This is a genomic window from Stetteria hydrogenophila, from assembly GCF_054657575.1.
Genome location: NZ_BAAHYL010000001.1, coordinates 347,101 through 366,019, shown reverse-complemented (window position 1 = coordinate 366,019; position 18,919 = coordinate 347,101). Strand labels below are relative to the sequence as shown.

The 18,919-nt window shown below is 58.9% G+C and carries 24 protein-coding genes and 1 pseudogene; 22 read left to right on the top strand and 3 right to left on the bottom strand.

The genetic code is table 11. The features are described 5' to 3' along the window. Positions 1-3: 3 nt before the first annotated feature. A complete protein-coding gene (locus ACYQ3J_RS02000; RefSeq protein WP_460123764.1) occupies positions 4-273 on the top strand; it encodes a hypothetical protein in 270 nt (89 codons plus the stop codon). Between the two features lie 65 nt (positions 274-338). Further along, positions 339-3,512 (top strand): isoleucine--tRNA ligase, encoded by a 3,174-nt coding sequence (ileS, locus tag ACYQ3J_RS01995; RefSeq protein WP_460123761.1) that lies wholly within the window; start codon positions 339-341, stop codon positions 3,510-3,512. On the opposite strand, the gene ACYQ3J_RS01990 is transcribed toward ileS, so the two are convergent. Genes ACYQ3J_RS01990 through sufC form a run of 3 tightly spaced genes read right to left on the bottom strand, consistent with a single transcriptional unit; the run spans position 3,509 to position 6,831 of the window. Next, complete coding sequence (locus ACYQ3J_RS01990; protein WP_460123758.1) at positions 3,509-4,657, bottom strand: SufD family Fe-S cluster assembly protein; 1,149 nt, start codon at positions 4,655-4,657, stop codon at positions 3,509-3,511. The two genes, ileS and ACYQ3J_RS01990, sit on opposite strands and share 4 nt — an antisense overlap. Continuing rightward, on the bottom strand, positions 4,641-6,026 hold the full coding sequence (gene sufB / locus ACYQ3J_RS01985) for a Fe-S cluster assembly protein SufB (RefSeq protein WP_460124610.1): 1,386 nt from the start codon (positions 6,024-6,026) through the stop codon (positions 4,641-4,643). The genes ACYQ3J_RS01990 and sufB overlap by 17 nt, the downstream gene beginning before the upstream one ends. 58 nt (positions 6,027-6,084) lie before the next feature. Continuing rightward, positions 6,085-6,831 (bottom strand): Fe-S cluster assembly ATPase SufC, encoded by a 747-nt coding sequence (sufC, locus tag ACYQ3J_RS01980; protein WP_460123755.1) that lies wholly within the window; start codon positions 6,829-6,831, stop codon positions 6,085-6,087. 169 nt (positions 6,832-7,000) lie between these two features. Here sufC and cas4 point away from each other — a divergent pair, with 169 nt between their 5' ends. The 20 genes and pseudogenes from cas4 to ACYQ3J_RS01880 all read left to right on the top strand — a co-directional run bounded on the left by cas4 (position 7,001) and on the right by ACYQ3J_RS01880 (position 18,905). Next, positions 7,001-7,672, top strand: coding sequence for a CRISPR-associated protein Cas4 (cas4, locus tag ACYQ3J_RS01975; RefSeq protein WP_460123752.1), 672 nt, complete (start codon positions 7,001-7,003; stop codon positions 7,670-7,672). Continuing rightward, on the top strand, positions 7,656-8,594 hold the full coding sequence (locus ACYQ3J_RS01970) for an AAA family ATPase (RefSeq protein WP_460123749.1): 939 nt from the start codon (positions 7,656-7,658) through the stop codon (positions 8,592-8,594). The genes cas4 and ACYQ3J_RS01970 overlap by 17 nt, the downstream gene beginning before the upstream one ends. Next, positions 8,581-10,560 carry a VWA domain-containing protein gene (locus ACYQ3J_RS01965; protein WP_460123746.1) on the top strand — a complete coding sequence of 660 codons (1,980 nt, stop codon included), beginning with the start codon at positions 8,581-8,583 and terminating at the stop codon, positions 10,558-10,560. The genes ACYQ3J_RS01970 and ACYQ3J_RS01965 overlap by 14 nt, the downstream gene beginning before the upstream one ends. 61 nt (positions 10,561-10,621) lie before the next feature. Beyond that, complete coding sequence (locus ACYQ3J_RS01960; RefSeq protein WP_460123743.1) at positions 10,622-11,059, top strand: 30S ribosomal protein S19; 438 nt, start codon at positions 10,622-10,624, stop codon at positions 11,057-11,059. A gap of 16 nt (positions 11,060-11,075) precedes the next feature. Further along, on the top strand, positions 11,076-11,546 hold the full coding sequence (rplV, locus tag ACYQ3J_RS01955) for a 50S ribosomal protein L22 (RefSeq protein ID WP_460123740.1): 471 nt from the start codon (positions 11,076-11,078) through the stop codon (positions 11,544-11,546). A gap of 17 nt (positions 11,547-11,563) precedes the next feature. After that, positions 11,564-12,253 (top strand): 30S ribosomal protein S3, encoded by a 690-nt coding sequence (locus tag ACYQ3J_RS01950; RefSeq protein WP_460123737.1) that lies wholly within the window; start codon positions 11,564-11,566, stop codon positions 12,251-12,253. After that, a complete protein-coding gene (gene rpmC / locus ACYQ3J_RS01945) occupies positions 12,240-12,470 on the top strand; it encodes a 50S ribosomal protein L29 (RefSeq protein ID WP_460123734.1) in 231 nt (76 codons plus the stop codon). Before ACYQ3J_RS01950 ends, rpmC begins: the two co-directional genes overlap by 14 nt. Further along, on the top strand, positions 12,467-12,757 hold the full coding sequence (locus tag ACYQ3J_RS01940; protein WP_460123731.1) for a ribonuclease P protein component 1: 291 nt from the start codon (positions 12,467-12,469) through the stop codon (positions 12,755-12,757). Before rpmC ends, ACYQ3J_RS01940 begins: the two co-directional genes overlap by 4 nt. After that, positions 12,744-13,082 (top strand): 30S ribosomal protein S17, encoded by a 339-nt coding sequence (locus ACYQ3J_RS01935; protein ID WP_460123729.1) that lies wholly within the window; start codon positions 12,744-12,746, stop codon positions 13,080-13,082. The genes ACYQ3J_RS01940 and ACYQ3J_RS01935 overlap by 14 nt, the downstream gene beginning before the upstream one ends. A 58-nt stretch (positions 13,083-13,140) precedes the next feature. Then, entirely contained in the window at positions 13,141-13,563 is a 423-nt protein-coding gene (locus ACYQ3J_RS01930; protein ID WP_460123726.1) for a 50S ribosomal protein L14, read from the top strand. A gap of 16 nt (positions 13,564-13,579) precedes the next feature. Further along, a pseudogene (gene rplX / locus ACYQ3J_RS01925) lies at positions 13,580-13,945 on the top strand (50S ribosomal protein L24); the annotation flags it as partial. Positions 13,946-14,073: 128 nt separating this feature from the next. Next, a complete protein-coding gene (locus ACYQ3J_RS01920; RefSeq protein WP_460123723.1) occupies positions 14,074-14,835 on the top strand; it encodes a 30S ribosomal protein S4e in 762 nt (253 codons plus the stop codon). After that, the gene (locus ACYQ3J_RS01915; RefSeq protein ID WP_460123720.1) at positions 14,826-15,401 is read left to right on the top strand and encodes a 50S ribosomal protein L5; all 576 of its coding nucleotides are present in this window, start codon (positions 14,826-14,828) and stop codon (positions 15,399-15,401) included. Before ACYQ3J_RS01920 ends, ACYQ3J_RS01915 begins: the two co-directional genes overlap by 10 nt. Before the next feature lie 20 nt (positions 15,402-15,421). After that, positions 15,422-15,586 carry a 30S ribosomal protein S14 gene (locus tag ACYQ3J_RS01910; protein ID WP_460123717.1) on the top strand — a complete coding sequence of 55 codons (165 nt, stop codon included), beginning with the start codon at positions 15,422-15,424 and terminating at the stop codon, positions 15,584-15,586. 15 nt (positions 15,587-15,601) lie between these two features. Further along, complete coding sequence (locus tag ACYQ3J_RS01905) at positions 15,602-16,003, top strand: 30S ribosomal protein S8 (RefSeq protein ID WP_460123714.1); 402 nt, start codon at positions 15,602-15,604, stop codon at positions 16,001-16,003. Positions 16,004-16,143: 140 nt separating this feature from the next. Next, a complete protein-coding gene (locus ACYQ3J_RS01900) occupies positions 16,144-16,692 on the top strand; it encodes a 50S ribosomal protein L6 (RefSeq protein WP_460123711.1) in 549 nt (182 codons plus the stop codon). Next, positions 16,692-17,135 (top strand): 50S ribosomal protein L32e, encoded by a 444-nt coding sequence (locus tag ACYQ3J_RS01895; RefSeq protein ID WP_460123707.1) that lies wholly within the window; start codon positions 16,692-16,694, stop codon positions 17,133-17,135. The genes ACYQ3J_RS01900 and ACYQ3J_RS01895 overlap by 1 nt, the downstream gene beginning before the upstream one ends. 2 nt (positions 17,136-17,137) lie before the next feature. Next, positions 17,138-17,617: a 50S ribosomal protein L19e gene (locus tag ACYQ3J_RS01890; RefSeq protein ID WP_460123704.1), complete on the top strand. Its 480-nt coding sequence runs from the start codon at positions 17,138-17,140 to the stop codon at positions 17,615-17,617. Further along, positions 17,617-18,255 carry a 50S ribosomal protein L18 gene (locus ACYQ3J_RS01885; protein WP_460123702.1) on the top strand — a complete coding sequence of 213 codons (639 nt, stop codon included), beginning with the start codon at positions 17,617-17,619 and terminating at the stop codon, positions 18,253-18,255. The genes ACYQ3J_RS01890 and ACYQ3J_RS01885 overlap by 1 nt, the downstream gene beginning before the upstream one ends. After that, entirely contained in the window at positions 18,255-18,905 is a 651-nt protein-coding gene (locus tag ACYQ3J_RS01880) for a 30S ribosomal protein S5 (RefSeq protein WP_460123699.1), read from the top strand. The genes ACYQ3J_RS01885 and ACYQ3J_RS01880 overlap by 1 nt, the downstream gene beginning before the upstream one ends. The last annotated feature ends 14 nt before the right edge of the window (positions 18,906-18,919 follow it).

The following is an 18,919-nucleotide window of genomic DNA, read 5'->3' as shown; positions in this document are numbered from 1 at the left end:
GGGGTGGCGTGGCTGTTGGCTATTGTGAGAAAACGCCTCTACAGGATATACTACACACTCTTCGATGACGACAAGCATAAGCTTATAGTTGCAGAGCTTAAGAAACGTTATGGCAGGGTGGTTGACCACAAGTCCATAGTCCACCCTGAGTTTCACTACGTAGAGCTGTTTAACGAAACACCCGGCCTAGAGGAGGAGATAGCTTCACTGATAAAATCAAAGGCTGCCAACGCTATGGGCGTTAAAGTGGACTGGATAGAGATAAGAAAGTGAAAAGCGAAATTTACCCTCCAAATCCTCTGTGCCGGTGGAAGCTAAGAGAAGGGGGTGTTACATAAGTGGGGAAGATACCTGGAGCGCTGCACGGCACGGAATACGATCAAAAGAGCATTGAGGAGTGGGCCAAAAACTACTGGAGCGAGGCCCGTATCTACGAGAAGGTTAAAGCGAAGGCTTCAAAGTCGGGGAGGAAGCTCTACTTCCTCGACGGCCCGCCGTATACTTCGTCCAAGGAGATCCACATAGGGACCGGGTGGAACAAGGTAATTAAAGACGTCTTCCTAAGATACTACCGGATGATGGGCTACAATGTCTGGGACAAGCCGGGCTTCGACACCCACGGTCTCCCCATCGAGGTTCAGATGGAGAAGAGGATGGGCATTAAGACTAAGAAGGAGATAGTCGAGAAGATAGGCGTGTCGCGGTTCATCGAGGAGTGCAGGAGATTCGCCCGGGAGAATCTTGAGGGGCAGATAGAGCAGTTCAAGGAGCTGGGCGTGTGGATGGATTGGGACAACCCCTACATAACGTTCAAGAATGAGTACATAAACTCGGGCTGGTGGCTCATCAAGAAGGCGTGGGAGAAGGGGCTGCTTGACAGGGACCTCCTTGTCGTCCACTGGTGTCCTCGCTGTGAGACCACCCTGGCCGACTACGAGGTCTCGGAGTACAAGGTGCTCCGGGATCCCTCGATCTACGTTAAATTTAAGGTTAAGGGTAGGGAGAACGAGTACCTGCTTATCTGGACCACGACTCCGTGGACGTTGCCGGCTAACGCTTTCGTGATGGCCCACCCAGACATAAGGTATGCCAAGGTCAGAGTTGGCGGCGACGTGTTAATCCTAGCTGAGAGCCGTGTTGACCACGTTATGAGGGAGGCTGGTGTCGAGGATTATGAAGTAGTTGAAGTGGTGGAGGGGAGGGAGCTGGAGGGTTTAGAGTACATCCACCCCCTCGAGGACTTGGTTGACGCCCAGAAAGTGTTATCCAAGTACCACAAGGTGGTCCTGGCCCCCGAGGGCGTTAGCGAGCACGAGGGTACAGGGCTCGTCCACTCTGCCCCCGGCCACGGCGATGTGGACTACGAGGTTGGCAAGAGGATTGGGGCTCCCGTCATAAGCCTGGTGGGCGAAGACGGCCGCATGACCCGTGATGCAGGGAAGTATGCCGGCATGCACTTCCGAGACGAGGCCAACGCGGAGATAATTAAGGACCTCAGGGAGAGGGGTGCACTCTTCCACGCCGGGTGGGTCGAGCACAGGTACCCCGTCTGCTGGAGGTGCAAGACCCCGCTGGTGATGAGGGCCACCTCCCAGTGGGTGATCAGGGTCAGCAAGCTGAGGGAAGTCCTGCTCAGGGAGGCTGACAAGGTTGAATGGAAGCCGGCCTGGGCGAAGATGAGATACCTCAACATAATCAAGAACGTGAGGGATTGGATAATAAGCAGGCAGCGCTTCTGGGGGATCCCCCTCCCCATCTGGGTTTGCGAGAACTGCGGCTACATCCACGTAGTTGGCAGCGTGGATGAGCTTGAGAAGCTCTCGGGCAGGAGGCCTAGGGACCTTCACAGGCCATGGGTTGACGAGGTCACGTTCAAATGCCCCAGATGCGGGGGGACCATGAGGAGGGTCCCAGACGTCGCCGACGTCTGGTTTGATAGCGGGATAGCGTTCTACGCCAGCCTAGGCTACCCGGAGAACAAGGAGCTCTGGGAGAAGCTGAAGCCCGTAGACTTCATAGTAGAGGGCCACGACCAGATCAGGGGGTGGTTCTTCAGCTTAATGAGGAGCGGCGTCGTCGGGTTTGGAGAGACGCCCTACAGGCGGGTGCTCACCCACGGCTTCGTCCTAGACGAGCAGGGCAGGGAGATGCACAAAAGCCTGGGCAACTACGTGCCACTACGGGAGCTCCTGAACAAGGTCCCACGCGACATTATCAGGATGTGGCTAATGCAGAACACGACATGGGAGGACCTCAGGTTCTCCTGGAAGGGCCTCTCGCTGATGGAGAAGGACTTCAGGATAGCCTGGAACGTGTTCGCGTTCGCCGACCTATACATGTCGCTGGACGGCTTCGACCCCACCCAGTACAGCCTGGAGAGCGTGGAGCTGGAGGTTGAGGACCGCTGGCTGCTCTCGAAGCTGAACAGTTTAGTCAGGGACTACCACAAGTTCATGGAGGCCATGGAGGCCTTCGAGGCGGCCAGGAGGCTCGTGAAGTTCATCGTAGACGACGTGAGCCACTGGTATATAAGACTGATAAGGAGAAGGGTGTGGGTGGAGGAGAACACTCCAAGCAAGATTGCAGCCTACACCACCCTCTACACAGCCCTGAAGACATGGCTCCTCCTGGCGGCGCCCTTCATCCCACACCTCACCGAGTACATATACCAGAGGATGTTCAGGGAGGCCGAGGGCGGGCCGGAGAGCATCCACCTGCTAGAGCTGCCCAAGGCCGACGAGAGGTTCATTGACGAGAAGCTGGAGAGGCACATGGAGGTAGTCAAGTCAATAGCCGAGGCAGCCCTCGCCGCGAGGATGAAGGCGGGCATCAAGCTTAGGAGGCCCGTGAGGAGACTGATCATAGCCCCCTCCACCAGTGAGGCCGCCGAGGCGGTGAAGGAGCTAGGCAAAATACTCACGGGCGTAGCCAACGCTAAGGAGATCGAAATCATTGGACCAGAGTTCTTCGAGAAGGCTAAGGTGTACAAGCTGGAGCCGAAGTACAGCGAGATAGGGCCGCAGTTCAAGAGGCTAACCAAGAAGGTGGTGGAGATCATAACCAGCAACCAGGACGAGGTAGCGAGGAGCATCATTGAGAAGGGCTACTTCGAAACAGTGATCGACGGGGCTCCCATACGCATAGAGGCCAGGCACGTCAAGGTGAAGGCGGAGTACCCGGAGTGGCTCTCGGTCCAGGACAGCGACTATGGCTTGGTTGGCGTGGACCTCAGGCTGTCGAGGAGCGAGGTCCTAGAGGGCCTCGCCAGGGAGATAGTTAGGAGGATACAGTTCATGAGGAAGAAGGCTGGCTACAACGTGAGCGACTACATCAAATCCTACATTAGCACCAGCGACGAGGAGATACTAGAGGCTATCAAGGAGTTCAGGGATTACATTATGGAGGAAACGAGGTCCGTCGAAATAGTGCTCGGCGAAGGCGGGGAGGCCGTGGAGGAGTGGGAGATAGACGGCTCCAAGGTCAAGATCGGTGTTGAGAGGGTCTCAAGCTAGCCCTCCACTCTCCTTACCTTCAACACCCACGAGTACAGGTCTGCAACGTCTACGCCCAGCGCCTCGTGGACCCCGGCGGCGGCTAGTATCCCCTCTTCCATCAACGTCAAGGCCTCCTCTCTAGTCAAGCCCCTCTGGGCCAGGTAGAATAGCGCGTCACCCGGCGGCGGGGCGACTACTGCAGAGTGCCTAGCGTCCCTAACGTTCCCCGTGTCGACCTCGAGTACCGGGACAGCTACCGCCGTGGATTTGTCGTCGACGCTCAGGAATGAGGTCTCAATAGCCGCGGCGGACCACTCGCTGCTCTGCTCGACCTTTGCCCCACCCCTGTGGACGGCGAAGGCGCCCCCCTTGGCGATGCCACGGTGGATGATTGTGCCTTCGGTCTCAGCCCCAATGTGCAGGGTGTTGGTTATCAGGTCGGACCAAACCTTTCCCCAGGCTAGCGTTGAAGCCCCCACCATCGCCTTGGACTTCTCGCCTCTCAGCACAGCGTTGACCTTGGTGTGAGTCATCTCGCCTGGCAGGATAAGCACTCTCCCGGTCACGCTAGCCTCCCTTCCAAGCTCTATGAGGCTGACGGTGTAGGAGACCCCCTCGTCCAGCGTTATGAGCGTCAGGTCGAGCGTTGAGCCGTCGTTAACGATGGCCTTGATGGTCCTCGTCGCCGCTCCCTGCCGTGGCGTGTACTCCATGATCACTGCTTTCACGGCGGAGCCCGCGGGCACGTTTATCTCAACGTGGTGGCCCGCGTAGCCCGCCCCGCCTGCTAGGAGTATGACGTACTCCCCCGGCTCATCCACCGCGACGCCGCAGTGCCACCTTACCGCGTGCACCGCATCCATCCTGCTATCGACTGGCATGCTCCAGAAGGGTAGATCCTCCCTCGAGAGGCGCTTGCCCCTCGCTATCCTGCAGTCTCCCGGAGCGCCTAGAATAGCGTCTACCCTGCTAACCCCTGGGGGGAGCGGGGGCTGCTCGGTCTCCCTGGCGGGCTCCGCGGTCTCCGCTCTCTTCAGCCTGTTCCAGTTGGTGTAGTAGGGTATCACCGGCGAGTCCTTGATCTCCTGGTAGGGTAGCTTCGACGCTAGCTCCCTTAACTGCCCCCAGGTATACCTGGGGACCCGGCTATCCGACCCCGCCAAGCTTTGAGAACTCAATCTCCACCACCCTCCTAAGGATATTAGCATACTCGAACGGCAGCTCCGCGATGACCTCCTCCAGGAACCCCAGCACAAGTATGCTTACCGCTTCTCCCTCACTCAGACCCCTCTGCATCAGGTAGAAGAGCTGCTCCTCGCCCAACCTTCCGGTGACGGCTTCGTGGGTCACCTGGGCCGTGGGCTCCTCTATCTGGTTGTGCGGGTAGGTGTAAGCGTAGCTCTTATCGTTGAGTATTAGGCTCTGGCACTCGACGTGGCTCCTAGCATTGCGGGCGCCCCTGGGTATCCTGATCAGGCCCCTGTATATGTTCACGCCCCCCTCGGCGCTTATGCTCTTGTTGACAATGCGGCTCCTAGTGTCGGGGGCGAGGTGGATCATCTTTGAGCCAGTGTCTTTGAGATAGGGCCCCTTGGCTATCTGGACCACTATGCTTGAACTGGAGGATCCCCTGCCTTTCAGGATCGTCGATGGGTAGGTGTAGGTTATCTTGCTCCCTATGCTGCCCTCGATCCAGTCTATCCTAGCCCTCTCCTCCGCTATTCCCCTCTTGTTGTTGAAGTTGATAATGTTCCTGCTCCAGTTCTGCATCGTCGTGAACTTTACTACGGCTCCTTTATGAGCGTAGACTTCAACCGTTCCATTGTGGAAGCTGTGCTTCATGAGCCTTGGGGCGCTGCAGCCCTCAATAAAGTTCAGGTAGCCCCCCTCGTCAACCACTACTATTGTGTGGTCGTACACGCTCTGCGCGGGGTTACCCACGAGTAAGAACGACTCGATGGGCTCGTACACCTTCACGCCGGGGGGCACGTAGACGAATACCCCGCCACTCCACAGCGCGTAGTGGAGGGCTGCAAACTTGTGGTCGCTCATGGGGTAGACTCGCCCGAAGTACTTCTTCACTAGGTCGGGGTACTTCCTAACCGCCTCATCCATCGAAACCATGATGACGCCCTTCTTTTTCAGCATCTCCTTTACTCTCTTGTATATCGGCTCGCTGTCGAACTGGAGTGAGAGGCCGGCGAGTACCTTAGCCTCGATCTCCGGGATCCCAAGCTTCTCGTAGTACTCCCTTATCTCCTTTGGAAGCTCATCCCAGCTACTGGCTGTAGTCTCAACATTAGGCCTCGCATAATGCGCCAACTCGTCTAAGTCCAGCTCTTCCACTCCAACAACCCACTTGGGGGTTGGCAGCTTCTCGAACAACTCTAAAGCCCTGAGCCTGAGCCTCCTCATCCAGTCAGGCTCCTTCTTAATCCTCGATATCTCCTCAACAAGGCTCCTAGAGATCTTGCCCCTTATCTCTATAGCCCTAGGCACCGGCCTAGCCGGTCCTAGGATCTCGTCAGCCATGTAGGACGGTATAAGCTCCTCACGCTCAACCTTGGCTTCAGGCACCGCTCCTCACCCCCTAGTTCACCCTCAAGAAGCTGAAGCCCTCGTTCTCGATGCGCCTAGCTAGCTCCGCGCCTCCCCTAGCCGCCACTCTCCCCTTATAGAGCACGGTTACAACGTCGGGCTCCACGAAGCTGAAGAGCCTGGCGTAGTGTGTTATCACGAGCAGAGCCCTCCCCTCCTTCCTGAACCCGTCTATGATCTTGGCGATGCTCCTAACTCCCTCAGCGTCGAGGCCGGAGTCTGGCTCGTCGAGTATTATCACCTCCGGCTCGAAGATTAGCGCCTGGGCAACCTCCATCCTCTTCTTCTCGCCACCGCTAAAGCCGACGTTAAGCTCCCTGTTCGCATACTCCGTGCTAAGGCTGACCAGCTCGAGGGCCTGGACTACTTTCTTGAATAGCCTTGGGTCACCACGGCCCGTGACCGGCAACCCCTTCTTCTTATTGTAGACTGCGTTGACGAGGCTCAGCAGCCTAACGCCGGGGAGAGGCGGGGGATCCTGGAAGCCCAGGAATATCCCCTTCAAAGCCCTCTCGTCGGGGTCAAGGTCTAGGATGCTCTCCCCGTTAAGGAGGATGTCGCCCGACACAACCTCGTAGCCTGGCTTGCCAGCTATAGTGTAGGCTAGCGTGGATTTACCGCTACCGTTAGGCCCCATTATGGCGTGCAGCTCCCCCGATGATACCTTGAGGCTTACACCCTTGAGTATCTCTTTGCCCTCGACCCTAACTGCTAGATCCTTAACTTCAAGCGACGCCACCTTACACCACGCCCCTGGTTTAACACCGTTAAGCATAACCCGCCTGGAAGCTTTAAATATTAACACCATAATCTAACCCGTTACCATGCTATTAAAGGAAGCTGGATCAACTAGCCAGGAGGCAGCCCCGGCCTTGGCCAGTGCTAGGTTTAAAGTCACTCCAAGCGAGGTGCACAGCTTCGCCTACTGCCCGCGCCGCTACTTCTTCGAGCTCTACCTCCCGCAACCCCTAGGCCTGAGGAAGCGCTTCAGACTGTTTCTCGGCCGCCTCTTCCACGTCGTTAAGGGTTTGCTGGGCAGGACGAAGGGCTACCTCGTCGAGAAAAGGGTTGAAGCCGTGGTTGGCGGGGTGAGGATCCTGGGCAGGAGCGACGCGGTCAGGCTTAACGGGGATACCGTTGAGGTTGTTGAGAGGAAGAGCGGGAGAGCGCCCCGGGGAGGGGCCTGGGTTAGCGACGTGCTCCAGGCCGCCTTGTACGCGCTCAGCTTTCTCCGTAACGGGAGCGCTAGGGAGGCCCGAGTCGCGATAGAGTACCGTAACGGCGCTTACTTCTACAAGCTGGACTCGGACCTCGCAGCCCTAGCGTTCCAGGTAATCGACGATATCGTACTGGTCAAATACCATGGGGTGGTCCCCCACCCTAGGAGGAGCCCTAGGAGATGCGCCTCCTGCCCCTACAGGGAGGTCTGCGAGGAGCTGGACCGAGCCCTGGAAGCTCCCGGAGAGGTTTACGAGCCGGGCTCGTGGCTAGAGGGAATGAGTTTAATCCCGCCGGTCGCACCGGAGGTGCTTGGAGCAGGAGAAGGCGCCAGGCAGACCGGCCATGAAGACGGGTCCTGACCCCATATACGAGAAGGTACTTGAGACCTACAAGGATGTAGTCGGCTACAGGAAGCCCGTCAGGGACCCCGCGTTAGCCGTCAAGATACTCGAGCAGGAGTTCAAGCTCGTTGTGAGCGAGAGGCTGGTGACGCTCGTTTACGCTTCATTCATGAACGGCAGGCCGGTGCTCTTCGAGGGCCCGCCGGGCACGGGGAAGACTGAAATAGGCGAGGCGCTGCTGGAGCTGTGGGCGGGTAAGAAGCCGCTCGTCCTCCCCTGCAGCGAGAACTACGATGAGTACAAGGTTGTAGGTGACTTCCACCCGCTGATAGCGATGAAGAAGGGGTTCAACGAGGAGAGCTTCATACCGAGAACCCTGCTGGCGGCGCTCATGCTGGACACGGGGGTGCTTGTGGACGAGATCAGGAGGAGCAACGAGGAGTTCCAGAACATGCTCCTTGACGTGATCGACAAGAGGAGGATAATAGTCCCCGAGCTTAAGAGGGTCTTTAGGGCCACCGGCCTAGGGTTCCAGGTCATATTCACCAGCAACCCCGAGGACATAGCGCAGAACGAGCTGAGCGACGCCTTCCTCAGGAGGGTTGTGCGCGTCGAGTTCTCCTACCCCCCGAGGGAGGTCGAGGCGAGGATACTGAAGATGAGAGTTGACGGGAGGCCGGAGATCACTCAGGGCCTTTACAACAGGATGATTGAGGTCGTCAACAGGCTTAGGAGGATGAGCATCACGCACAAGCCGGGCACTGCTGAGCTCGTCCTCTGGGCTAAGATGGCTCAGAGCATAGCCCGGCTGAGGGGGTCGAGCATTGTAAGCGTCTCCGACGTAGTAGAGGCGGCGCCGAGCATCCTCGTCAAGCGGGTCGAGGATGAGGAAGTAATTGGCAGGGTTATTAGGGAGGTTTTCGGGGTTGAGGAGGGTTAAGGTATCCAAGCTCATCGACGCCCTCCCGGCGCTCGCCGAGAGCTTGAGGGCCCAGGGGTTCAAGGTAGGTACCTCCCAAGTGGTCGAAGCGGCCAGGCTGCTGGACACGTACGCCGTGCTGAAGGGCACCGCGCACCTACCCGTCGACGAGGCAGCGTTCGTCATAGCATCCGCCCTCGGCTTACCCGGGAGCATAAACGAGGTGGCTGACTCAATAGCATCGAGCTTGAGGAGCAGCAACGTTGAGGAGAGGTTTAAGGTCATAGAGGAGGGCATACTCGAGATGCTTGACAAGGCCAAGCTGAAGCCCGGCCAGAGGGTTTCCAAGAAGACCGTGGCCAGGGGCGGGGGGGATAGGAGGGAGAGGATAGCCTCCTACCTCGACCTGAAGAGACTCGGAGTCATCAGTAGGATCCGTGGCGAGGAAAGGGTGGCAAGCAGGCGAGATATAGCCAGGATGGCGTGGCGCCTGGCGTTACTGGGCTACGGGAGCGTTGAGGACGCTGTGAGGCACTTCAAACCCCCCCAGTCCGAGGACGACTTGGACCTCCACGCCAGCATGGGGCTAGCGCGGAGGGAGGATTTGGAGAGGCTCAGCACAGACGCCCTCCTCCGGCTAGCAAGGCGAGCCTCGGAGAAGCGCCGCCGCAGGCTGCTCGAGGAGGCCTCCGAGGAGCTGGCTAGGCGTATAAGGTCGGGGCAAGCGGTGGACTCCGAGGCCTTGAAGTACTTGGAGGAGGCGGGCCTGCTGGGGCCTGTGGAGGAGGCCGCCATCCTCGCCCGGAAGCCGGGCAGCGTCGACACGGGCCTCCTCAGCCCCGAGGATATAGTGAGGATTGCGTCAAGCCTAACCGACGACAAAGCCGCCCAGCTGATAGCCAAGGCGTTGAAGGAGTCCAGGAGCGAGGAGCGCGCGTGGTCGATACTGGAGAGGGTCGACGTCCACCTGCTCTGGCGTGTGGGCAGGAACCCGTTGAGGGGGGAGCGGAGGAGGCTCCTAGAGGCCGCCGTGGACGCCGCGAGGAGTCTACGCGAGGCCATCGCCTACATCGAGACGGGGCTGGAGGGCCACGCGGAGATGTCGCGGCACCTCGCCGAGTCCTCACTCCGCAAGCTCTCCGGGATCCCTAGGGAGGCGTGCGGAGGAAAGCTCACGCCGGCGAGCGTCGAGGCGGTCGCCAGGCTCGCCGAAGCCCTCGTCGCCTCCGTGGGGAACGGCGAAACCGAGCGCCTCACCGATGCCCTTGCACGCCTCGACCCAGCCACCTCCATCGCCATCCTCAGGGGGATCTACAGGCGCGGCGACGAGGCGCTCAGGGACAGGAGCGTGAGGCTTGCGGAGAAGCTGCTCGAGAGGCTCTCATCCACGGCGGGGTCCAGGCTTCTCCCGAAGAAGGTCCAGGCCACGAGCAGGCCCGGCAGGCTCGAGGTTAGAGCGACCATCTACAGGATGATCCGGAGGAGGCCGGACACGCTCGTCTTCAAGAGGAGGCTTAAGGCTAGGCAGGTCTCCATGGCGCTCGACGTCAGCGGCTCGATGAGCAGGTACAGCCTCTGGGCGTTGAGTATAGCGCTAGCGTTCGCCCGGAACATTAGGGACCTCATACTATTCAGCCACAGGATTGAGAGGCTCCGCTACCCATTCACCTCCAGGCAGGTCGCCGCGGCGCTCCTCTCAGCGGAGTTCGAGGGCTTAACCGACATCTACGGCGCTCTCTCTGCGGCCGCGGACTCGGCCTCGAAGAGGCTGATCGTCCTGACGGATCTAAAGCAGACCGTGCAGAGCGGCGACGTGGGAGAGGCTGTGAGGAGCCTTGTCTCCAGGGGGTTCAGGGTGGTCTTCATAGTGCCACCGGTCCACGACTACGTGGCTAGGAGGAGCGTGGAGGACGCCGGCGCCCGCGTGTGGGTGGCGTTCAAGCCCGAGGACGCTGCAAGGAGGGTTCTCTACGTTCTGCGCAGGTAGAAGCCGCAAACAGCATTTAGACCCTGACCCGTGGGGTTCTGAGGGGCGGAGGGAGCTTAGGGTGAGCTTGCTGAAGGAGATCCCGCCGGAGTGGCAGAGGTTCAGGTATAGGGGGAAGACTCTAGAGGAGCTCTTGAACATGTCGCTGGACGAGTTGATCAAGCTACTGCCGGCTAGGCAGAGGAGGAGCCTGCTCAGGGGGTTCACCCCGGCGCAGAGGAAGCTCCTAGCCAAGATCAGGAAGATTAAGAAGAAGTATGAGGAGGGCAAGCTCAAGAAGCTCCCCGTGATCAAGACCCACGTCAGGGACATGATCATACTCCCCGAGATGATCGGGCTAACCATTGCCGTGTACAATGGGCGGGAGTTCATCCCGGTCAAGATAACCCCCTGGATGATAGGCCACTACCTGGGAGAGTTCAGCCACACCACGAAGATCGTGCAGCACGGAGAGCCCGGCCTCAAGGCGACGAGGAGCAGCCTGCACATAGGCAAGTAGCGGGGGTGAGGATGGTTTGCCCACGTGGGGCTACTCCGTGAAGTTCAGGGATGAGAGTAGGATCGCGAAGGGCATGCTGTGGGACGTCCCCGTCCACCCAAAGATCATGGCCGAGGTGGCTAGGGCTATAAAGGGCATGAAGACGAGTGAAGCCAAGAGGTTCCTCCAGGCTGTCGTCGAGAAGAGGGAGGCGGTGCCATTCAGGAGGGCTCACGGGAAGCAGGCCCACAGGAGGGGCCTCGCCGACAAGTGGGGCTGGCCCGTCGGCAGGTACCCGGTGAAGGCTGCAAAGTACATGCTTAAACTCCTGAACAACGTGGAGAACAACGCTGAGAACAAGGGCCTCGACCCCGACAGGCTGAGGATAATCCACGTAGCGGCGCACAAGGGGATCACGCTTAAGAGGTGGATGCCGAGAGCCTTCGGGAGGGCGACGCCTAAATTCAGGGTCCACAGCCACGTCGAGATGGTAGTGAGGCAGGAGTAGCGGGGGTGCGAGGGCTAATGGGGAGGATTACGAGGCTGTTCATCGAGTGGGGCCTCCTAGACGCTAAGATTGACGAGTACCTAGCCCAGAACTTCTATGGAGCCGGGTATAGCAGGGTTAACATCTCCAGGACCGGGCTGGAGACGAGGGTTTACATCTTCGCCGAGAGGCCTGCGCTGATCATCGGGAGGAGGGGGTCGACCGTAAAGAGGCTCCAGGAGACGTTCCAGAAAGTCTTCAGCCTCGAGAATCCTAGGATACAAGCCTCCATAGTTGAGGAACCGGAGCTTGACGCCAGGGTTCAGGCGTTTAGGATTGCAAGGGCGATCGAGATAGGCTACCACTTCAGGAGGGTGGCGTTCGCCGCCCTGAATAGGATAATGTCAAGCGGGGCCCTGGGCGCTGAGATCAAGATAAGCGGGAAACTCACCAGCGAGAGGGCCAGGTTCGAGAAGTATAGGGCCGGTAAAGTGTACAAGGCCGGCCACAACGTCGACGTGCTGGTGGATAGAGCCGTGGCTCACGCCCTACTGCCGAAGGGCGTGATAGGCGTCGAGGTCATCATAGCTAAGCCCGGGAAGCCCGGGGACTACATTAGGATAAAGAACCCGGACGAGGTGGCCGACCTCGTGAAGGAGCTTAGGGAGAGGATGGCGGAGGAGCGGGCTGAGAAGGCTGAGGAGGTGAGTGGCGGTGCCGAAGCATAAAGTGAAAGCGGATGAGCTCAGGAAGATGAGTAAGGAGGAGCGGGAGAAGCTCCTCCGCGAGTGGAGGATGGAGCTAATCACGCTACGCCACAAGGCCAAGGCTGGGGTGCTAGAGAACACGGCCAGGATTAGGGAGCTCCGCCGCAACATAGCCCGGCTCCTCACCATAATGCGTGAGGAGGAGCTAGGAATAAGGAGGGGCGAAGCGTCCCGGTGAAGAGGACCAAACGCAACATCCTCTACCACGAGCTTATCGGGCTCAGGGTCTCCATCCTCAAGAGCCTAGACCCCAGTCTTGAAGGCGTCAGGGGCACTGTTTACTGGGAGACCTCGAGGACGTTGTGGATTAAAGTGGGCTCCAAGGTGGTTAAAGCCTTGAAGAGGGGGAGCATTTTCGCTTTTGAACTCCCCGGCGGGAGCGTCGCGGAAGTGAAAGGTGATAAACTGCTGGGTAGGCCGGAGGAGAGGGTTGCTGCGAGGTGGCCTAGGGGTGCCGGCGCCTAAGCTCGTGAAGAACCTGAAGATCCCCGGGGTAAAGCCGCCTGAGAGGGCTTGCAACGACCCCAACTGCCCCTGGCACGGTCACCTAAGGGTGCGCGGTGTTCTGCTAGAGGGCGTCGTGGAGAAGTATAGGGCTAAGAAAATGGCCGTTATCAGGCACGACTACATATTCTACGTGAAGAAGTATAAGAGATACGAGAGGAGGAGCAACCTGATACACGCATACGTCCCGCCATGCATCGACATTAAGGAGGGCGACAAAGTCGTCATAGGGGAGACGAGGCCCCTAGCGAAAACCGTGAAATTCGTCGTCCTGGGCAAGGTCTGAGCGCAGGCCACGCATTTTAAGCCCGCAAGACTCACGCGGCGCGGGGGGAGGTCTATCAATGCCCAAGAAGAAAAAGTACGGCGCTGCGATGTCAAGGTTCGGAGTTAACAGGGGCCTCCAGGTGGGTAGCTACGTTGCTGTAGCCGATAACAGTGGAGCCAAGGAGGTGATGATAATCAACGTTCCGCTACACAAGACCAGGCTCCGCCAGCTGCCGGCGGCCGGGGTCGGCGACCTCGTCGTGGTCACGGTGAAGAAGGGGACGCCTGAGGTGAGGAAGCAGGTCTCCTACGCGGTGATAATAAGGCAGAAGAGGCCCTTCCGCAGGCCCGATGGCACGTGGGTAGCCTTCGAGGATAACGCGGTTGTACTAATAAACCAGGACGGCTCGCCGAAGGGCAGCGAGATTAGGGGGCCCGTGGCGAGGGAGGCCGCGGAGAGGTGGCCGAGGATCGCGAAGCTCGCGACGATCATAGTCTAAGGGGAGGGTGGTGATGATGGCTAGGCTCACGGCTAGCAGGCAGCCTAGGAAGCAGAGGAAGGCCTACTTCAACGCCCCACTCCACGTCAGGCAGAAGCTGATGAGCGCCCCGCTGAGCCCGGAGCTTAGGGAGAAGTATGGAGTGAGGAGTCTCCCTGTGAGGGTTGGCGACAAGGTTAGAGTGATGAGGGGCGACTTCAAGGGGCATGAGGGTAAGGTTGTCAAGGTAGACTTGAAGAGGTACAGGATCTACGTGGACGGGGTTGTGGTGAAGAAGGCTTCAGGCGACACCGTCTTCAGACCCATCCACCCGTCTAAGGTCATGATTATAGAGTTGAACCTCGACGACGAGTGGAGGAAGAAGATGATCGAGCGCAGGGCGGCGGGCAGGAGGCAGGCCCTCGAGAAGCTTAGGGCCCGGAGGGAGGCCGGAGAAGCCAAAACCTCCGGGGGCTCGGGCGAGTCCCAGGCTGCGGTAGCGGGTAGTGCTGAGAGTGGGGTGAGCGGGTAATGGCTCGAATGGGGGGCCAGAGGAGGCTTAAAGCCCTAGCGGCGCCGAAGTTCTGGCCTATACCTAGGAAGGTGTGGACCTGGACGGTTAAGCCTAGACCTGGGCCGCACCCGGCCGAGTATAGTCTCCCCCTACTCATTATAGTCAGGGACGTGCTGGGCTACGCGAAGACCGCTAGGGAGGCCAGGAAGGTTATAGCTGAGGGTCACTTCAAGGTCGACGGGAGGGTTAGGAAGGACTACAAGTTCCCAGTCGGCTTCATGGACGTAATCGAGGTGGTTGACACGGGCGAGGCTTACAGGTTCATACCCTACCCTGTCCGCTTCTTCAAGCTCCACCCCATCAGCAGGGATGAGGCTAAGCTTAAGATTGTGAGGATCGAGGATAAGACCACGGTTAAGGGCGGCCATATCCAGCTAAACCTGAGCGGGGGCAGGAACATCCTCATCAGGGTTAAGGATCCAAGGAACCCGGTGGAGGATGTCTACAAGACCCTGGGAAGCCTGCTCATCACCCTGCCGGAGCAGCAGATCAAGGAGTACGTGCCGTTCGAGGAGGGTGCTCTAGCCATAGTTACCTCCGGTAGGAACGTTGGAAGGGTAGGCGTCATCAAGAGTGTGCAGAGGGGGTGGGGCAGGAGGAGGAGCATAGTGACGCTTGAGGACAAGAATGGAGAGATCTTCCAGACGAGCCTAGATTACGTCCTAGTCATAGGTAAGGATAAGCCCTTGATAAGCCTGCCCGAGGGTGCATGGAGTTGAGTGCGGGCCTCCCGCTACCTGCGGAGGTAGTTGAGCGCATACTCGAGGACTGGAAGGCCCACCCCATGAGGAAGCCTAGGATAGCCAAGGTTACAGTCAACATCGCGCTGGGGCACAGCGGCGAGAGGCTCCAGAAAGCGGCTAAGGTCCTCGAGGAGATCACGGGCCAGAAGCCAGTGTTCAGGAAGGCGAAGAAGACCATTAAAGCGTTCGGCATAAGGAAGGGCGAGAACATTGCCGTCATGGTGACGCTTAGGAGGGAGAAGGCGGCTGAGTTCCTCAAGAAAGCACTGGAGGCTGTAGGCTACAGGATTAAGAGGAGTAGCATAGACCAGTTCGGCAACGTGGGCTTCGGCATTGAGGAGCACATACTCATACCCGGCGTCCGCTACGACCCCGAGGTCGGCATTCTAGGAATGGACGTCTACATAACCGTTGAAAGGCCCGGCTACAGGATAATGCGGAGGAGGAGGGCTAGGAAGAAGAGGGTGCCCCTAAGGCATAGGGTGACCCCTGAGGAGACGATGGTGCTCTTAACCCAGCAATTCGGGGTCCAGTGGGTTTAAACGGGAGGGGGGGTAGCGCGGTGGCTAAGATCAGGCCTCCGAAGCCGAAGGTCATGGGCCGCGGGGCCCAGAAGTGTCAGCGCTGCGGTACCAGGGATGCTGTTATCCAGAAGTACGGGCTCTACCTGTGCAGGCAGTGCTTCAGGGAGGTAGCTGAGCTCATAGGATTCAAGAAGTATAGTTGACGGGGGTGAAGGCGCATGGTGATGATGGACACGCTGGCGAACGCCCTGGCGACCCTCCAGAACGCTGAGATGAGGGGTAAGAGTGAGGCCATAATAATGCCCGCCTCTAAGCTGATCGCCGCAGTGCTGCGCGTGCTCCAGCAGGAAGGCTATATCGGCGAATTCGAGTACATCGACGACGGCAGGTGGGGCAAGTTCAGAGTCCAGCTGCTGGGCAGGATAAACAAGGTCGGCGTCATAAAGCCCAGGTTCCCCGTCTCCTACAGGGATCTCGCGAGGCTACCCGAGTGGATGAGGAAGTACCTCGCCAGCAGAGACATAGGCGTCCTTATACTCTCAACCAACCAGGGAGTCATGACCCACCGCGAGGCATTGAAGAGGAGAATCGGCGGCGTGCTACTCGCATACGTCTACTAGCGCCCCTACACCCAGCGTGCTGGGGCGACACTAATCTCCAGCCCTTGACTCTATGCCTAAACCCTGTTCTAGGCTCCTTGAGAGTTTAAAGAGGCCTGGAGGAGCCGCCCTCCCTCTACGCGGGTGGGCGGGGGAAGAAGATGGTAAAAGAAGTGTACGTAAGTGCCACGGTTGACGTGCCGGAAGGCGTTGAAGTAGAAGTTAACGGGATGAATGTTAGAGTGAAGGGGCCGAAGGGGGAGCTTTCCCGGGACTTCTCGCACGCGAAGGGAGTCATCATCAGGAAGGAGGGTAATCAGGTCATTGTAGAGGCTTACTTCGCTAATGCCAGGAAGAGGGCTCTCGTCGGCACTATTGCAAGCCACATCAAGAACATGATAACTGGCGTGACTAAGGGGTTCCGCTACAAGCTCAAGATAATCTACAGCCACTTCCCGGTTAACATCCAGATTAAAGGCGACCAGGTCCTCATATCAAACTTCCTGGGCGAGAAGGCGTCCAGGGTGGCCAGGATCCTGCCCGGGGTCACGGTCAAGGTCCAAGGGCAGGATGTCATAGTTGAGGGCATCGACATCGAGAAGGTGGCTCAGACGGCCGCCAACATAGAGGCTGCAACTAAGGTTAAAGACAAGGATAGGAGAAAGTTCGTGGACGGAATTTACATTTACGCTAGGGAGGTGGCTGCGTGATGGCTGAGAGCCTGAAGGAGGTTATGGAGAAGAGGAGGGAGGTGCTGGCCCAGCTTAGAGAGAGGAGGAGACTGCAGGATAGGATCAGGAGGGCTAGGAGCGGGAAGCCGACATTCCTGAGGTACCTCTCCTGGAGGTTCTGGAAGTTCGAGCGCAGGGAGTACTGGAGGAAGCCCAAGGGTAACGATAACAAGATGAGGCTTCAGCTCAAGGGTTACCCGCCTATAGTGAAGGTTGGCTACGGGACCGACGCCGAGATTAGAGGCCTGCACCCGAGCGGGCTGGAGCCCGCCGTTGTCCACAACGTCAAGGACCTAGAGGGCCTCGACCCATTGCGGCACATAATTTATATCGCCAGCACGGTAGGGCTAAGGAAGCGCCTAGAGCTGGTGAAGGAAGCCAGGAGAAGGGGCTTCAAGGTGGCTAACGCGGGGGCTGTGTAGGGATGGACTACAGGCTGCAGAGGAGGCTGGCAGCCGAGATCCTGGGAGTCGGCGAAAGCAGGATCTGGATTAGCCCCGACCCTGAGCACGCCGAGGAGATATCTCAAGCCGTGACTAAGAAGGACGTGCTGGCGCTGATCAAGAGGGGCTTGATCAGGGCTGAGCCGAAGAAGGGCAACTCTCACAGGTGGCTTGAGAGGAGGAGGCAGAGGGCGAAGGGCAGGAGGAGGGGGCCCGGCAAGAGGAAGGGCCCCGCCACTGCGAGGAGGGATCCCAAGGAGGACTGGATGGGTAGGATCAGAAGGATGAGGAGGTACCTGCGCTGGCTCAGGGACCACGGCCTCATAGACCGCAGCACATACAGGAGGCTCTACAGGATGGCTAAGGGAGGCATGTTCAGGAACCTGTCAGCCCTGAGGAGGTACATGGAGGACCAGGGCCTGCTGAAGCAGAGCCAGCAACCCTCGGGGGGTGAGGCTTGATGGGTAAGGGTCCCAGGTACAGGGTGCCTTGGAGGAGGAGAAGGGAGGGCAAGACAAACTACTACAAGAGAGTCAAGCTAATCCTCTCCGGCAAGCCCAGGTTCGTCGTGAGGAGGACGAACAAGTACATTATAGTCCAGGTAGTCGAGGCCAAGATACAGGGGGACCACGTGATAGCGGCCGCTCACAGTAGGGAGCTCGTCAAGAGGTACGGCTGGCTTGGGGGGACTAAGAGCACGCCAGCCGCCTACCTAACCGGGCTCCTAGCCGGGTTCAGGGCTCGCAAGGCGGGCGTTACTGAGGCGGTGCTAGACATAGGCCTAGCCAAGCCCGTGCGGGGCTCTAGGGTGTTCGCTGCCCTCAAGGGCGGCCTCGACGCAGGCCTCAAGATACCCCACTCTGAGGAGATACTTCCCTCCATCGAGAGGATTAGGGGGGAGCACATAGCAGCCTGGGCTAAGAAGCTGAAGGAGGAGGACCCGGAGTTCTATAAGAGGCAGTTCTCCGACTACCTAAGGAGGGGGCTGGCCCCCGAGGATCTCACCTCGCACTTCGACGAGGTTCTCTCGAAGATTAAGGATGAATTCAAAGACCTGGCGTTGCCCGCGGAGGCTGAGGGTGAAGGGGTGGCGGAGTGATGGCGAGGCCTGCTAGGCTGAGGCCCGAGGAGGTACTCGAGACGTGGCAGCCTAGGACTAGAGTCGGCAGGATGGTTAAGGAGGGTCAGATAACAAGCATCGACGAGATCTTCAAGAGGAACCTGCCGATACTGGAGCCCGAGATCGTCGACGTTCTCCTCCCAGACCTCGACCACGAGGTGATCGACGCAACGATAGTCCAGAAGATGACTGACGCGGGGAGGATTACGAGGTTCAGGGTGACAGTGGTGGTCGGGAACCACGACGGCTACGTGGGTCTGGGCAAGGGTAAGGCTAGGCAGTACAGGATAGCGGTGGAGAAGGCGTTAAGGAACGCTAAGCTGAACCTGACTCCTGTCAGGAGGGGTTGCGGGAGCTGGGAGTGCACGTGCGGCGAGCCCCACAGCGTCCCCTTCACGGTTAGGGGTAAGAGCGGCAGCGTCGAGGTGGTCCTGAAGCCTGCGCCCAAGGGCACCGGCCTCGTGGCCGGCGATGTGGCTAAGAAGGTGCTCCGGATGGCCGGCATTAGGGACGTGTGGACGTTCACGAAAGGCGAGACTAGGACTAGCTACAACTTCGCCAGGGCGACTTACCTAGCGCTAAGGGCGACCTACAAGTTCGTCACGCCACTCGACTGGGCGAGGGCCTAGCCTCACCGGGGAGG

Coding starts and splice junctions, on each gene's coding strand:
- sufB (WP_460124610.1), bottom strand. CDS start 6,026: ATGGCTGACGAGATCCTAGGACCGGCTAGGCCGGTGCCTAGGGCTATA.
- ACYQ3J_RS01970 (WP_460123749.1), top strand. CDS start 7,656: ATGAAGACGGGTCCTGACCCCATATACGAGAAGGTACTTGAGACCTAC.
- ACYQ3J_RS01950 (WP_460123737.1), top strand. CDS start 11,564: ATGGGGAGGATTACGAGGCTGTTCATCGAGTGGGGCCTCCTAGACGCT.
- ACYQ3J_RS01930 (WP_460123726.1), top strand. CDS start 13,141: ATGCCCAAGAAGAAAAAGTACGGCGCTGCGATGTCAAGGTTCGGAGTT.
- ACYQ3J_RS01920 (WP_460123723.1), top strand. CDS start 14,074: ATGGCTCGAATGGGGGGCCAGAGGAGGCTTAAAGCCCTAGCGGCGCCG.
- ACYQ3J_RS01915 (WP_460123720.1), top strand. CDS start 14,826: ATGGAGTTGAGTGCGGGCCTCCCGCTACCTGCGGAGGTAGTTGAGCGC.
- ACYQ3J_RS01905 (WP_460123714.1), top strand. CDS start 15,602: ATGGTGATGATGGACACGCTGGCGAACGCCCTGGCGACCCTCCAGAAC.
- ACYQ3J_RS01900 (WP_460123711.1), top strand. CDS start 16,144: ATGGTAAAAGAAGTGTACGTAAGTGCCACGGTTGACGTGCCGGAAGGC.
- ACYQ3J_RS01895 (WP_460123707.1), top strand. CDS start 16,692: ATGGCTGAGAGCCTGAAGGAGGTTATGGAGAAGAGGAGGGAGGTGCTG.
- ACYQ3J_RS01890 (WP_460123704.1), top strand. CDS start 17,138: ATGGACTACAGGCTGCAGAGGAGGCTGGCAGCCGAGATCCTGGGAGTC.
- ACYQ3J_RS01885 (WP_460123702.1), top strand. CDS start 17,617: ATGGGTAAGGGTCCCAGGTACAGGGTGCCTTGGAGGAGGAGAAGGGAG.
- ACYQ3J_RS01880 (WP_460123699.1), top strand. CDS start 18,255: ATGGCGAGGCCTGCTAGGCTGAGGCCCGAGGAGGTACTCGAGACGTGG.